This is a genomic window from Oceanicaulis sp. UBA2681 (assembly GCF_002354675.1).
GTDB lineage: Bacteria > Pseudomonadota > Alphaproteobacteria > Caulobacterales > Maricaulaceae > Oceanicaulis > Oceanicaulis alexandrii.
In genome coordinates this window covers 1-12511 of record NZ_DEMB01000002.1, presented here as the reverse complement: position 1 = coordinate 12511, position 12511 = coordinate 1, and the positions used below count along the sequence as shown (strand labels likewise).

Here is a 12511-nt window from a genome sequence, read left to right as displayed (position 1 = left end):
AGGGGCGGGATGTCCCGAGGACAAGGCGTTTAACGCATGCTCTGTCCGAAAAGGCGGATCATCACCGAGCGGTCCAGGGCAGCGGCGTCTGATGAGACGGTGACTGCACCGGCGGCGCGACAGCGCAGAAGTCTCCGCGCGGTGATCCCGATAAAACATCTCCAGCGCGGGAGCCGGGTTTGGCTTCCAAGACTTATCGTTCACCTTCAAACGGCCCGCTCCCGCGCGACCCGTCATTTGGCTCACCCTTGCGTTCGCGCGCGGGGCTTGTGGGTCCCCGGGTCAAGCCCGAGGACCGAGATGTAGAGTAGAACCCTCTCGGCCTTCGGACTTGATCCGGAGGCCCATGCGGCGTTTCAGACCATGCCTTACTGCAGATCTGTGCGCCGGGCGCTGATCACGCGCCAGCTGCCGTCGGTTCGAGGATTGAGCAGCCAGACCGTGCCGGTGACGCGCGCGCCGTCGCCAGGGTTCAGTTCAGGATAAACGGTGCGCGCGGCGATCAGGGCGCGGTCGCTATTGGCGCTGAACACTGGACGGCTCGGTTCGATGCGGACGGCTTTGGCTGCGCGCGGGGCTGAGGCGCGCACCTGTTGCGCCCCATACTGCTCGGCGAGCGCTTGGGCGCAGGGCGTGGCGCGTCGGGATTGATTGTCAGCCAGAAACGCTGACCACAACGCCGCATCGGCGTAGAGCCGGTCATCGCCGACTTCTTCATAGGCTGCCTCCCAGGCGCGCATCTCGCGCTCGACCCGGCTCAGGCCGACATCGCGCTGCAGGGGGCTGTAGGCTCGCCAATAGACGCTGCGCAGGGCCTGATCCGTCGCGCCAGAGCGCCAGGTTGGCGAAAACCCCATTTGCTGCACATAGGCCCAACGGTCAGAGCCCGCTTCGGGCCAGAGCCCCGTGCGCCGCGCCAGCTCGGCGCTGTCGCCGCTTTCAGCAGCCGCCCCCAGAATCGGACTCAGCACCGCTGTCGTCACCGCACACTCGCGATCCGGCAGATTGTCCGGGGCGGTGGCGCAGGCGGTGAGGAGGAACAGTGGAAGGAGGAGCGCAATCAGGCGGGGCATGGGGGATCAGTCCTCGCCTTCGCGGCACAAGTCAGGCAGGCGGGCCGGGTCAGGCATCTGTGTTTCGGCTTGCGCCCCTGACGGTGTGATGATCTGTGCACCCACATAAAGTTGTTCATTCATGCAGTATTCGTAAGGCGTCGGCGCCAGGCGCCAGTTTTGCAGCTCTTGATGCAGTGCACGACTTAAGGTGCGCTCCGCGCGATCAACATCGGATAGGCAAACCACATTGGGGTCATTGAGCGCCCCGTCATTGGTCGGGCGCGCTGCAAAGGTGCAGACCATGTGTGTTGCGCCATACTCGGCTGCGCGCATGGGAAAGAGGATGTCCGTTTTCAGGAGCCATTGGCCCGGAAGGGCCTGCCAGACCGCGCCATCTCGCTGGAAGGCCAGCCTGTCGGCGACACTATAGCTGGAAAATCTGGCTAGTCGTCGTGACGGCAAGTCAATCTGGGCCAATACTCTGTCGGCTTCAGCCTGCAATCCGTCATGACCTTCCGGGCATTGAGCCGTGATCTGCTCTGGCGCGCGTCTGGGATCATCGCGTTCGGAGACGCCGCGCAGGCCGCACTCTACCAACTGCGGGTCCTGCGCAGCCAATGCCAGCGCGGCGAGCCAGATCATGGATATCCCCCTCTTTTGAAGAGAGGGTGCCCCAGCCTTTCTCGCCCATCAAGCGAGTTCGCGCTTATTGGTCTTTGTCTTCATCGCCTTCAATGGTTTCCGGCGGGTTGGCGACGAGTTTGCCGGCAGCGAGGTCCATATGGGGGACCGCCGCTTTGGTGAAGGGCAGAAACCAGACGCCGTCAGGGCCTGAGATTTCCAGCAGATCGCCGGCGCCGAAATCCTGCACCGATTTCACCTTGCCAAGCGCTTCACCCTCAAGATTTTCCACCGTCAGACCGATCAGGTCTGAATAATAGAACTCGTCCTCTTCCAATTCCGGCAAGGCGCTGCGCGGGGCGTGCAGCAGCGTGCCCTTCATCGCCTGCACCTGTTCACGGGTGAGATTTTCCTTTAGCCGGATCGTCACGGTGCCGTTGGGGCCGGGTTTGGCTTGCGTCGGGGTCAGGATCACCGCGCCGGATTTATCCAGGAACGGGCCATAGCTGCAGACTTGGGCAGCGTCGCCGAAGGGCTTGATCTTCACATCCCCGCGCACCCCATGGGCGCCCGCGACAGCGGCGATGACGACAAGCTCTTCTTCAGGTGCGGGCATGGCGGGATCCTTTTCTGGCGCTCTGTCTGCCCTGAAGAGCGCTCCAGCTCAAGACGGCCGCTGCGCGAGAGGCGCTAGGGCATGCCGCCCTGAAAGGCTTCGGTCTCGCCCGAGCTGGCTTCATAGAGCGCCACCGCGCCGCCGCAGCCGGGCTGGACGCATCGAAGCGCGGTCTCCACCTGATCAAGATGGGCGTGCTGGAGGGCGCGGCGGGCCAGCAATTCCTGCGCGGTGTAATAGCGCGCCGCGCTGCAGGTCTTGCAAAACGCTTCCAGCCGGCTCAGCGGCGGCAGATCGTCAAGGCGAAGTTCGGTTTTCCAGGTCATCACCAGAAGTCCTCGGCATAGGGGATACGTGTGAAGGCGATCTTGCCGCCCGCATAGCCGCCCGGCGGCGGGGTCCAGACCCCTTGGGTGACAAGCGACTTGGCGTAGCGGCTGTTAAGCGAGTCGATGGCGTCCTGCAGCGCGTTGCGGCGGGCGCGGTCTTCAGCGTTATCCTCCACCAACCAGTCGGTCTGAGTGACGCCGGGATCATCGAGATCGCACAGATACATGCCCGCCCGCATGGGCCGCGCGCGGGGGTCAGAGCGTTGCGCCGCCGCCCAGAGCGCATCCAGCGCTTTCAGGCAGTCGCGGTCGGTGCGGGCGCTGTGCAGGGGAAGCTCCCCGCTCCAGCCGCCGTCAATATGGCGCAGCCACAGCCCCATGCGCCCGGCGGTGCGGCCGTCGCGGCGCATGCGGCGGGCGGCCTTAACCGTCAAAAGCCGCGCGCAGTCATAGGCGCTGGGCCAGCTGCGATGGCTGGGCGGCAGCACGCGGCCATGGCCATACATGCGGCGCTGGGCGGCTTCGGCCTGGATGTCGTAACCGTGCAGCGCATACCAGAAGCGCTCGCCCGCCACATTGCGCCACAGGGCGCGCATCTGCTTGGGCTGCAGCGCCCAGAGCGCTTTCATATCCGCCACGCCCGCTTTCAGAAGGCGCTTGCGCATGGACGACCCGATGCCCGGCGCTTCCTCGATCGGGCGCTTGAGCAAGGGCCCCGGCAGGTCTTCAGGCCGCCAGATCGTCAGACCGTCAGGCTTGCCGAGCTTGCAGGCCATTTTGGCGAGGAAGCGGTTGGGCGCCATGCCGATGGAGGCGGTGACCACACCACCCGTTTCCGCCGCGATGCGCGCCTTGATCGCGTCTGACACGCCCTCGGGGTCGGCGATCGCGCGGGCGTCGAGCTTGCAGGTCAGCTCGTCGATGGATTTCACCGCCCCGATGGGCAGCACGGCGCGGATCTCGGCGAGCATCACGGCGTGCATGCGGCGGTACAGGTCGGGCTTTTGATCCACCAGGATCATGTCGGGCACGGCCTCGCGCGCCTCGCGTACGGTCATGACAGAGCTGGCGCCCTTCGCCTTGGCTTCTTTCGAGGCGGCGATGATGCAGGTGTTGCGCGCGCCCTTCATGGGGATCACGCCCACGGGGCGGCCCCGCAGGCGCGGATCGGCGTATTGCTCGACGCTGGCGAAGAAGCTGTCAAAGTCGAGATAGAGCTGCTCGATGGTGTCGGGCTTGCGCATGTGTCTGTTCCGCAGGCGGCTGTCCGCTTTGGAACAAAGATAGAACAAATGCGTTCAGGGAAAAACCCGAAAGAGTCAGGCCGGCGTGCTAATCGCTGACTCCAGATGTGAAAAACCCCGCCGCGTTTCCACGGCGGGGTTGATCAAATGCCTGGAAAAGAAAGTCCTATTCGGACTTTTCTTCTTCAGCGGCGGCCTCTTCAGCCGGCGCTTCTTCTTCAGCCGGAGCGGCGGCGGCAGCGGCTTTGGCTTCTTCAGCTTCAGCGGCGGCAGCCTTCTTGGCTTCTTCCTTTTCGAGACGCTCAGCAGCGCGCTCTTTGGCTTTTTCGCCCGGCTCGGCTTTTTTCGGGTTGTTGCCGTGGGCCCATTCATAGACGCCGGCGTCTTTCAGGAAGCGCGCCACGCGATCGGTCGGCTGGGCGCCTTTCTTGATCCACTCGGCGGCTTTCTCGGTGTCCACAGCCACGCGGTTGTCGTGGTCTTTCGGCAGCATCGGGTTGTAGTGACCGATTTTCTCGATGAAGCGGCCGTCGCGCGGCATGCGCGAGTCGGTGACGACGATGCGGTAGTACGGACGCTTCTTGGCGCCGCCACGGGCGAGACGAATTTTAACAGACATGGATGTGGTCCTTTAAGGTCATTTTTTCTTCGAGAGGCCGAGCGGAAGGCCGTCTGGCCCCAGCGGTCCGCCAATACCTGGCAATCCCTGGTCGCCTGGGCCGCCCAGCCCCGGCAGGTCGGCGCCCTTGGGCGCGTGTCCTTTGAGAAGATCAGAGGCCGCATCGCCGAGACCGGGGGGCATTCCGCCGCCCATGCCCGGCATGCCGCCGCCCATTCCGGGCATTCCAGGCATTCCGGGCATGCCGCCCTTTTTGCCCTTCTTGCCCATCTTCTTCATCATGTCCGCCATCTGGCGGTGCATTTTCAAAAGCTTGTTCACCTCCGGCACAGCGACGCCGGCGCCCATGGCGATGCGGCGCTTGCGGCTGGCTTTGAGGAGGTCAGGCTTGGCGCGCTCTTCGCGGGTCATCGACAGGATAATCGCTTCCTGGCGTTTCAGCGCCTTGTCGTCGAACCCGGCATTGGCCATCTGGGCCTTCGCCGCCTTGTTCATGCCCGGCAGGAAACCCATCATGCCGGAAATGCCGCCCATTTTCTGAAGCTGGCGCAGCTGGTCGGCCATGTCTTCAAGGTCGAACTTGCCCTTGGCCATTTTCTTGGCGAGGCGTTCGGCTTTCTCGTGATCGACCTCGGCGGCGGCTTTTTCCACCAGCGAGACGATGTCGCCGCGCCCCAAAATACGGCCCGCCAGGCGTTTCGCGTCGAACGCGTCCAGCCCGTCGACCTTTTCAGAGACGCCCAGGAATTTGATCGGCAGGCCGGTGACCCAGCGCATGGATAGCGCGGCGCCGCCGCGGCCATCACCATCCATCCGGGTCAGCACCAGGCCGGTCAGCTTCAGACGCTCGTCAAAGCGCTTGGCGGTCTCCACCGCATCCTGACCGGTCAGGCTGTCAGCCACCAGAAGGGTTTCGCGCGGCCGCGCCACATCGGCGATCTTGGCGGCCTCGCCCATCATCTCTTCATCGATGGAGGTGCGGCCCGCGGTATCCAGGATCACCACGTCATAGCCCTGAAGGCGACCCGCGCTCATGGCGCGCTTGGCGATCTCGACGGCGGACTGACCCTTGACGATGGGCAGGCAGTTCACGCCGGCCTTTTCCGCCATCTGCGCCAGCTGCTCCATCGCCGCCGGGCGGCGGGTGTCGAGCGAGGCGACGAGGACTTTTTTCTTCTCGCGCTCGGAAATGCGTTTGGCGAGCTTGGCGGTGGTGGTGGTCTTACCCGAGCCCTGAAGACCCGCCATCAGGATGGCCACGGGCGGCTCGCCGGTGAGGTTCAGGCCTTCGGGCTCGCCTTCGCCGCCGAGCAGATCCACCAGACCGTCATGGACGATCTTGATGACTTGCTGGCCGGGGCTGACCGAGCGGATGACGTCTTCGCCGATCGCCTTTTCACGGACCTTGGACGTGAAGTCCTTCACCGCCGGCAGGGCGACATCGGCTTCCAGAAGGGCCACGCGGATCTCGCGCAGGGCGGCGTCCACATCCTTTTCTGACAGCGCGCCGCGCCCGGTCAGGCTGTCAAAGACGCCGGAAAGCCGTTCTGAAAGTGAGTCGAACATGTGTTCGCCTGCCTCGTTTCGCTTCTGGTCACACCGATAAGGTGTGGATCAAGCGCGCACGCCGCAACCATCCCACTGGACGAGCCTTCGTCGAGCGGGAGACCTCGCCCGCCTCCGGGCGTTTTATCCTGATCATTGCAGGACGCCGTGTGCGGGTAAGGCAAGCGAGTGGCGCTTGCACTGAAGCGTGGGCGTTTACGCGGGGGGCGGGGAAGAGTCAAGGGTGAGGATAGCGATGACCTTATCCCACAGGGCTGAAGCGGGGGGAGACTAAGCGCTTCCAGAAGAGGAGGGCTCGATGGTCACTTAGTGAAAGGTTACGCGACCTGCTTGCGATATGCGGACGATGCAACTGAATTATCTATCTGATTGTGAAATATAGATATCAGATCAGTCACCTGCTCACTTAGGTTTTCGAAAGTATCAGAATCAATGTTACCATGTTCTCCATGAGCTACCCGGTTTCGATTTCTTAATAAGATCTCATCTATAAAAACGCTTCTTGTTTCAAATGCTACGTAGTCTATTCCTATTTGAGCACAGAGCTTTTTCAGAACCTTGCTTGAAAGATTGGACTCTAAGTCTATTGCTAATTTGTACTTTATTCGCGGGCAAAAAGTTTCGCTAAAAAGTGCAAACTTACAGAACTTGGAAATTTCATCCTCGGATGGCTGCCCGCCTAAAGTTTGGCGTATATAAATCGAGGCTAAAAAATCTGCCATATTTGAAAGAGGTATTCTTTGCAAAGATATATACTTTAGAAACAGCGTAGAAGATGTCTTTACGTAGCCTTCCCAGTGGGCATAAAATAGTACGCAGCCTGCTCGAAACATGATCGATCGGTCTAGAGGGCTAGTGCTCGCGCTCAGGCCTCTTGTCTTGATTGCTGATATTTCCTTAAGGCGCCAGATTCGCTCCCGCGCTAGTTTATCAGTTAATTCTTCAGTCGATCTAACCATCGGCCTATGAACTAAAAACTTCTCGACCGATGGGGATAATCCGAGGTAGGCGGCGCGCAGCAGTAATTCCCGATCCGGTCCATTTAGTGTAATCCTCATTAGACCACAGTGCCGCAACCTTTTCTGTGATTTCGGTCGGGATCCTGCCCTGTGAAACATTAAATCCAATGCCACAAGCAACCGATTCGAATTGTGAAATTGCAAAGCCTCCTTGGAAACGACCCTTCTCTACATTGTATCTCTTGAATGAACTATCAGCCAACTCTCTTAGAAGTAAGTCAAACGTCTCTTTAAAAGAATGTTCCGCGAGCTTAAAGTCAAATTCTTTGGATTCCGCTATTTCTCGCATTCTCTCAGTAAGAAATACTCCGACATCTCCAATATAATTTAAATTGGATTCGTCGATTTGAGAAAAAATTATAAATCGCAGGATGAGTTCTAAGTCATATGCCTCCAATTCAAGTCTATCGCTTATCGCAATGCATTCTCTGAAGGCCTCATAATCCGCAAGTTGTTTCATCCATCGAAACATCTCTGTATTAATCATTACAAGGATGCAGTTTCTTACTTCTTGATCTGATGCTTGGCTACCACCAGTGTTTAATCGTTGGAATAGATCATATTTCGCGGTTTCGTCGCTTTCCCTTAGTATTATAGATGAATTTATTTTAGACCGTTTAAATATGAGCCTCGCATCAGCAGGGAGTGGATTTTTACTTTCTGGGGACCATTCGACACCCTCTAGTTCCGGAATATATTTGGTGGCGTGCAAGGCTAAAGGCTTTAAACGCTCACCATGCTCATCCGCTAGCACGCCAACGAATTGAAAAATCGTTGAAAGCCGCTGCAGGCCATCGATCACGTCCCACACTCCGTCTTCGCGTTGGCTTACAAAAATCGAAGGGATGGGGATTCCGAGCAGGATCGATTCTATAAGTGAGGTCTTCTGGGTGTCAGACCATCGGAAAAACCTCTGAAACTCCGGATGAATATCGAGTTCGCCATTTTGGTAGAGCGATATCCATTCACCGATGGAGATCGGATAGCCATCTGTCCGTATTTCTTTTCGGCGCTCGGCGATACGTTCTTGAAGATTCACCTTGCTTCCCATTCGAAAAATGTCCGCACCGAGATTAAGTGATCGGGCGCGAAACTATTTAGTATACGACCCGGATCGTATGAGGCGACCTTGCAACACGCAAGGACGATTGGTCCAACCTACAGGTGCCGTCCGAGCTTGTGATGTTCGAACACGCAGCACTTTCTAAAATAGCTGATGTCGTGCGGTTTGAGCCTATAAACGCATCGTATGAGCTGGGCTTGCGGCTCCAACGGGTGGAGGCGACCAAAGTGAAAATGAGTTCAGGGGTCAGCAATAGCCATATGGGCTTTATTGTCGTTGCCTCTTCACAGCTCCGCTGCCGCCTGAGCTAACCAAACGGATGCTCCCGCACCGCGCTCTCGCACGCCGCCATGTCAGGATGGGGCTGGGCGGCGCGATAGAGCTGGTCCATGCGGGGCGGGCGCAGGAAACAGCCGTTTTTGTCAAAAAGCCCTGAATAGGGCTGCCCCGTCTTGATCAGATACTGATCATAATGAATGGTCAGACGATTGATCAGATAGAACTGGTCGCAGAGGGCGGCGAGTTCGAGAATGTCGTCGGGCTGTTCGCCTGTCACGATCCAGCGCAGATAGCGGAAGGTCACGCTGAACAGGGCATCGGGCGGGTCATCATACGGCCCCATGAATACGCCGTCGGCGATGGCGATCTCACAATCAATGGCGGCGAGCTCGCCGCGATAGGCGGCCTGGCGCGTGGCGTCAAAATCTGGATCCAGCGTCCCGCATGCCTCCAGTATGCGCCGCTGATGGGGTTCAAGACGGCCGCAGCCCGTCAGACCGAGCGCCAGAGCCATGCAGACGACAATCATACGCATCTTTCCAGCCTTTCCTGCCATCTAGCCAAACGGATGGTCCCGCACCGCGGTCTCGCACGCCGCCATGTCGGGGTGCGGCTGGGCGGCGCGGTAGAGTTGGTCCATACGGGGCGGGCGCAGGAAACAGCCTGCTTCGTCATAACGCCCGGCATAAAGCTGGCCGGTCGCGTCCAGATGATGGGTGAAGATCAGCGATAGATTGGCTTCAAGAGCCTGCTGGTCCAGAAGCCCCGCCAGTTCGGCGATGTCTGCGGGCTGTTCACCTGTGACGATCCAGCGAAGATAGCGATAGCTGACGCTGGTGATGGCGTTGGGCGGGTTGTCATCCGGCCCCATGAACACGCCATCCGCGACCGCAATCTCGCAGTCTATCGCGGTGAGGTCTCCGCGTTCTGCCGCCTGGACAGACCGCGTGTAATCGCGCTCCAGCGTGCCGCAGGCGTCCAATATGTGCTGTTCATGCGGCTCAAGCGGGGAGCAGGCGACCAGAGCCAGCAGACCAAGCAGAGGTGAGAAAAACTCGCGCATCGGGCGAGTTTATGGGGCGCGTAAAATCCCGGCAAGGAGAAAGCTCTATTGCTGGAAAGCGGCGAATGCATCGCCGATGAAGGGCTCAAACCGTCGCCAGGCCTGCGAGCTCCCTGTGTAGATGGGAGCCCTGACCTGACGGAATGAGGCGGTTGCGACGCTGCGCCTGTTCTCTTCTGGCGTCAGGCACGCCGGCTCCCACGGCAGGTCGAGACTGTCCAGCAGACCGCGGATCAGCTTCTCAGGATTTTCGGTCAGCTGGTCATAATCCAGCTCATGAATTCTGCCGGGGAACAAGGCGCCCATCTGATCCATGAATGTCCGGTACAGCCGGTAATAGGCGACCGTATCCTCCAGATCATTACTGTAGCCTGTATGTTTTGACGTGAAGTATCGGGTGAAGTTCGACCAGCAAACGGCTTCGGCCTTGCGCCGGGTGTGAACAATCCTGGCGTGCGGCAGCGCGCTGCAAATCAGCGCGGTGAGAAGGAAGTTGTGGGGCGTTTTGTCTGTGACGCAGGCCAGACCCTGATCGTGTTCGCCAACAGCTTCGAGATACTGGGTTTGGAAGTCCAGCAACGCGTCCGGGCTTGCCGGGACCTGTCCTCTGGCCAGCTGCAACCCGAACTCAAGAGCATAGGGAAGTTCGCCGCCGTCGCTGACAGCTGAATGCGACGCCAGAATCTGCTCAACCAGGGTCGTGCCCGAGCGTGGCATTCCCAGAATGAATATGGGGGTCGGCTTGAGCGTCGTGTCGCGCGTAGCCGGCGCGAGCGCCGCCAGGTGTTTGGCCGCAGCGGTCAGCGCTTCAAACAGCGCCTGATCTTCAGCGATGTCATAGTTCGTGATGTCGCTGCGTGTCGCATTGCCTTTCACGTAATGGTCGAACGCCAGATTGTCCTTGCGCTGGTCGTCATAGGCTTTCGCCAGAGTGAAGTGCAGCTGACACCGACTGTCCAGGGAGAGGTCTGGCCGCCCCTCCAGCGTTTCAAGTCGGCTCAGCATTGGGTCATCCGCCGCGTATGCGCGCATCAGGCCGAGTGATCTGTAGGCGTCCACGAAATCGGGTTTCGCCGAAATGGCCTTCCGGAAGGCGGCCTCGGCAGCCTCGAAATCACCCAGCTTGAGATGAGCGTCGCCGAGCAGCTTGAATGCTCGGTGGTGTCGGGGCGCCAGTCTGACAGCCTGTTCGAGACTCTCCGCTGCTTCGCGCCACAGGCTGAGTTCATAGAGACTACTGCCCAGATTGAAGTGCGCTTCGCTCAAACCGGGGTTGATGCGGATCGCCTGGCGAAAGGTCTCTACGGACAGGGCGTATTCGCGCCGGGAGGCCTGAATGACGCCCAGATTGTTCAGCGCAGGGGCGTGTGGCGGCGTCAGGGTCAGGGCGTGCTGGTAAACAGGCTCCGCCTCATCGAAACGTTCAAGGTCAAACAAGGTGTTCGCCAGATTATACTGTGCAGGCGCAAAATCGGGATTCAGGCGAACGGCCTTGCGAAAGCTGTCCAGCGCCGCGTCCAACTGCCGGAGACGTTTCTGCGCATCCGCAAGCAAGACCCAGTAGAGGGGCGTTTTTGCGTATCGCGCTTGTTGCGCCAGGGCCCGTTTGACGACGTCCGCCGCCTGACCGGACGCCACCCCCGAAAAAAGGTCTGACAGTCCCGCGTCAGGTGCTTGAGATTGGTCAGGGGCTGGAGCCTCCTTCAGTTTTTGAAGGGCCCGCCGTGCGCGCGCATTGCCAGGATGAGAGTCCAGAATGGATTCATATATGCGCGCAGCGGTTTGCACATCGCCGCGTTTTTCGAAGGCTCGCGCTTGAGATATGGACCGGTTTACAGTCATCAAGACAACCATCTCAGATTGCGGCTTTCGCCATGGTCTATGAACACAACCAGATCGTGTGTGGTCTGTGAAGTCTTGGCGCCCATCTTCCATTCCGCCCCGTGATCCCCTACCTGTCTGCGCAGTGACCCCGCCATTGCCCGAAAGGCCTTTCATGCTGACGATTGCTTTCCAGATGGACCCGATCACCGGTGTCGATGTGAACGCGGACTCCACCTTCGACATTGCGCTGGAGGCGTTCGGGCGCGGCCATGAAATCTGGGTGTATGAGCCAAAGGATCTCAGCCTTGAGAACGGCAAGGTCCGCGCCATGGCGCAGCGGGTGAAAACGCTGGAGCGGGTGCAAGGCGCGCATGTGACTCTGTCAGAGCCTGAAGGGCTGGATCTGCATGGGGTGGACGCGATCTTCCTGCGTCAGGACCCGCCTTTTGACATGAGCTATATCACCACGACCCACATGCTTGAGCATGTCATGGACCAGGTGCTGGTAGTCAATGATCCGCGTCATGTGCGCGATGCGCCGGAAAAACTCTTCGTTACCCATTTTGAAGGCGTGATGCCGCCCACCCTGATCACGTCCTCGGAAAAGGATATCCGCGATTTCTTCGAGCGCCATAATCGCGACATCGTGGTCAAGCCGCTGTTCGGCAATGGCGGGGCGGGCGTGTTCCGCATTCGCGAGACGGCTGAAAACCTCGCCTCGCTGGTGGAGTTGTTCCAGCAACTCAGCCGCGACCCCTTGATGGTGCAGGCTTTTGTTCCGGACGTGAAAAACGGCGACAAGCGCGTCATCCTGGTGGATGGCGAGCCGGTGGGCGCGATCAACCGCGTCCCGGCCGAGGGCGAGGTGCGCGCCAACATGCATGTGGGCGGCAAGGCGGTGAAATCCGACCTGACCGAGCGCGATCTGGAGATTTGCCGCATAATCGGCCCGGAGCTGAAACGCCGCGGTCTGGTCTTTGTCGGCATTGACGTGATCGGCGACTATCTGACCGAGATCAATGTCACCTCGCCGACCGGCATTCAGGAGCTGCGCCGCTTTTCCGGCGTCGACGTGTCGGCGCTCTTGATCGACTGGGTGGAAGCCAAGCGGGCCTGACGCCCGCTTCACTCAGATCAGTCGGGGCAGGGCGTCCGCCAGCGCGCGCACATCGTCTGGTGATGTGAAGACGCCCGGCGTCACGCGCACGCACGC

At 59.8% G+C, this 12511-nt stretch carries 13 protein-coding genes; 1 reads left to right on the top strand and 12 read right to left on the bottom strand.

From position 1 onward, the window contains the following. Positions 1-368: 368 nt before the first annotated feature. The 12 genes from B3M53_RS00680 to B3M53_RS00630 form a co-directional block, all read right to left on the bottom strand. On the bottom strand, positions 369-1073 hold the full coding sequence (locus B3M53_RS00680) for a hypothetical protein (RefSeq protein ID WP_286799458.1): 705 nt from the start codon (positions 1071-1073) through the stop codon (positions 369-371). 6 nt (positions 1074-1079) lie between these two features. Beyond that, positions 1080-1697, bottom strand: coding sequence for a hypothetical protein (locus B3M53_RS00675; RefSeq protein ID WP_286799457.1), 618 nt, complete (start codon positions 1695-1697; stop codon positions 1080-1082). Between the two features lie 64 nt (positions 1698-1761). Beyond that, positions 1762-2292: a ribosome maturation factor RimM gene (rimM, locus tag B3M53_RS00670; protein WP_286799456.1), complete on the bottom strand. Its 531-nt coding sequence runs from the start codon at positions 2290-2292 to the stop codon at positions 1762-1764. Between the two features lie 74 nt (positions 2293-2366). Then, the gene (locus B3M53_RS00665; protein ID WP_286799455.1) at positions 2367-2618 is read right to left on the bottom strand and encodes a hypothetical protein; all 252 of its coding nucleotides are present in this window, start codon (positions 2616-2618) and stop codon (positions 2367-2369) included. Beyond that, positions 2618-3865 carry a Y-family DNA polymerase gene (locus B3M53_RS00660; RefSeq protein ID WP_286799454.1) on the bottom strand — a complete coding sequence of 416 codons (1248 nt, stop codon included), beginning with the start codon at positions 3863-3865 and terminating at the stop codon, positions 2618-2620. The genes B3M53_RS00665 and B3M53_RS00660 overlap by 1 nt, the downstream gene beginning before the upstream one ends. 166 nt (positions 3866-4031) lie before the next feature. Then, positions 4032-4484 carry a 30S ribosomal protein S16 gene (gene rpsP, locus B3M53_RS00655; RefSeq protein ID WP_273020306.1) on the bottom strand — a complete coding sequence of 151 codons (453 nt, stop codon included), beginning with the start codon at positions 4482-4484 and terminating at the stop codon, positions 4032-4034. A gap of 18 nt (positions 4485-4502) precedes the next feature. Then, positions 4503-6050: a signal recognition particle protein gene (ffh, locus tag B3M53_RS00650; RefSeq protein WP_273020305.1), complete on the bottom strand. Its 1548-nt coding sequence runs from the start codon at positions 6048-6050 to the stop codon at positions 4503-4505. Between the two features lie 317 nt (positions 6051-6367). Next, on the bottom strand, positions 6368-7009 hold the full coding sequence (locus tag B3M53_RS14725) for an MAE_28990/MAE_18760 family HEPN-like nuclease (RefSeq protein ID WP_414690677.1): 642 nt from the start codon (positions 7007-7009) through the stop codon (positions 6368-6370). 4 nt (positions 7010-7013) lie between these two features. Continuing rightward, positions 7014-8108, bottom strand: coding sequence for a DUF262 domain-containing protein (locus B3M53_RS00645; RefSeq protein WP_273020304.1), 1095 nt, complete (start codon positions 8106-8108; stop codon positions 7014-7016). 331 nt (positions 8109-8439) lie between these two features. Beyond that, on the bottom strand, positions 8440-8946 hold the full coding sequence (locus B3M53_RS00640; RefSeq protein WP_273020303.1) for a hypothetical protein: 507 nt from the start codon (positions 8944-8946) through the stop codon (positions 8440-8442). A 21-nt stretch (positions 8947-8967) separates the two neighbouring features. Continuing rightward, complete coding sequence (locus tag B3M53_RS00635) at positions 8968-9474, bottom strand: hypothetical protein (protein ID WP_273020302.1); 507 nt, start codon at positions 9472-9474, stop codon at positions 8968-8970. Positions 9475-9519: 45 nt separating this feature from the next. Further along, positions 9520-11316: a tetratricopeptide repeat-containing sulfotransferase family protein gene (locus tag B3M53_RS00630; RefSeq protein WP_286799459.1), complete on the bottom strand. Its 1797-nt coding sequence runs from the start codon at positions 11314-11316 to the stop codon at positions 9520-9522. A 154-nt stretch (positions 11317-11470) separates the two neighbouring features. Here B3M53_RS00630 and gshB point away from each other — a divergent pair, with 154 nt between their 5' ends. Next, positions 11471-12415 carry a glutathione synthase gene (gene gshB / locus B3M53_RS00625; protein ID WP_286799452.1) on the top strand — a complete coding sequence of 315 codons (945 nt, stop codon included), beginning with the start codon at positions 11471-11473 and terminating at the stop codon, positions 12413-12415. Positions 12416-12511 lie beyond the last annotated feature (96 nt).

What these genes read in the sequence shown, in the direction of transcription:
- B3M53_RS00680 (WP_286799458.1), bottom strand. Translation starts at nt 1,073, where the DNA reads ATGCCCCGCCTGATTGCGCTCCTCCTTCCACTGTTCCTCCTCACCGCC.
- B3M53_RS00675 (WP_286799457.1), bottom strand. Translation starts at nt 1,697, where the DNA reads ATGATCTGGCTCGCCGCGCTGGCATTGGCTGCGCAGGACCCGCAGTTG.
- rimM (WP_286799456.1), bottom strand. Translation starts at nt 2,292, where the DNA reads ATGCCCGCACCTGAAGAAGAGCTTGTCGTCATCGCCGCTGTCGCGGGC.
- B3M53_RS00665 (WP_286799455.1), bottom strand. Translation starts at nt 2,618, where the DNA reads ATGACCTGGAAAACCGAACTTCGCCTTGACGATCTGCCGCCGCTGAGC.
- B3M53_RS00660 (WP_286799454.1), bottom strand. Translation starts at nt 3,865, where the DNA reads ATGCGCAAGCCCGACACCATCGAGCAGCTCTATCTCGACTTTGACAGC.
- rpsP (WP_273020306.1), bottom strand. Translation starts at nt 4,484, where the DNA reads ATGTCTGTTAAAATTCGTCTCGCCCGTGGCGGCGCCAAGAAGCGTCCG.
- ffh (WP_273020305.1), bottom strand. Translation starts at nt 6,050, where the DNA reads ATGTTCGACTCACTTTCAGAACGGCTTTCCGGCGTCTTTGACAGCCTG.
- B3M53_RS14725 (WP_414690677.1), bottom strand. Translation starts at nt 7,009, where the DNA reads ATGGTTAGATCGACTGAAGAATTAACTGATAAACTAGCGCGGGAGCGA.
- B3M53_RS00640 (WP_273020303.1), bottom strand. Translation starts at nt 8,946, where the DNA reads ATGCGTATGATTGTCGTCTGCATGGCTCTGGCGCTCGGTCTGACGGGC.
- B3M53_RS00635 (WP_273020302.1), bottom strand. Translation starts at nt 9,474, where the DNA reads ATGCGCGAGTTTTTCTCACCTCTGCTTGGTCTGCTGGCTCTGGTCGCC.
- B3M53_RS00630 (WP_286799459.1), bottom strand. Translation starts at nt 11,316, where the DNA reads ATGACTGTAAACCGGTCCATATCTCAAGCGCGAGCCTTCGAAAAACGC.
- gshB (WP_286799452.1), top strand. Translation starts at nt 11,471, where the DNA reads ATGCTGACGATTGCTTTCCAGATGGACCCGATCACCGGTGTCGATGTG.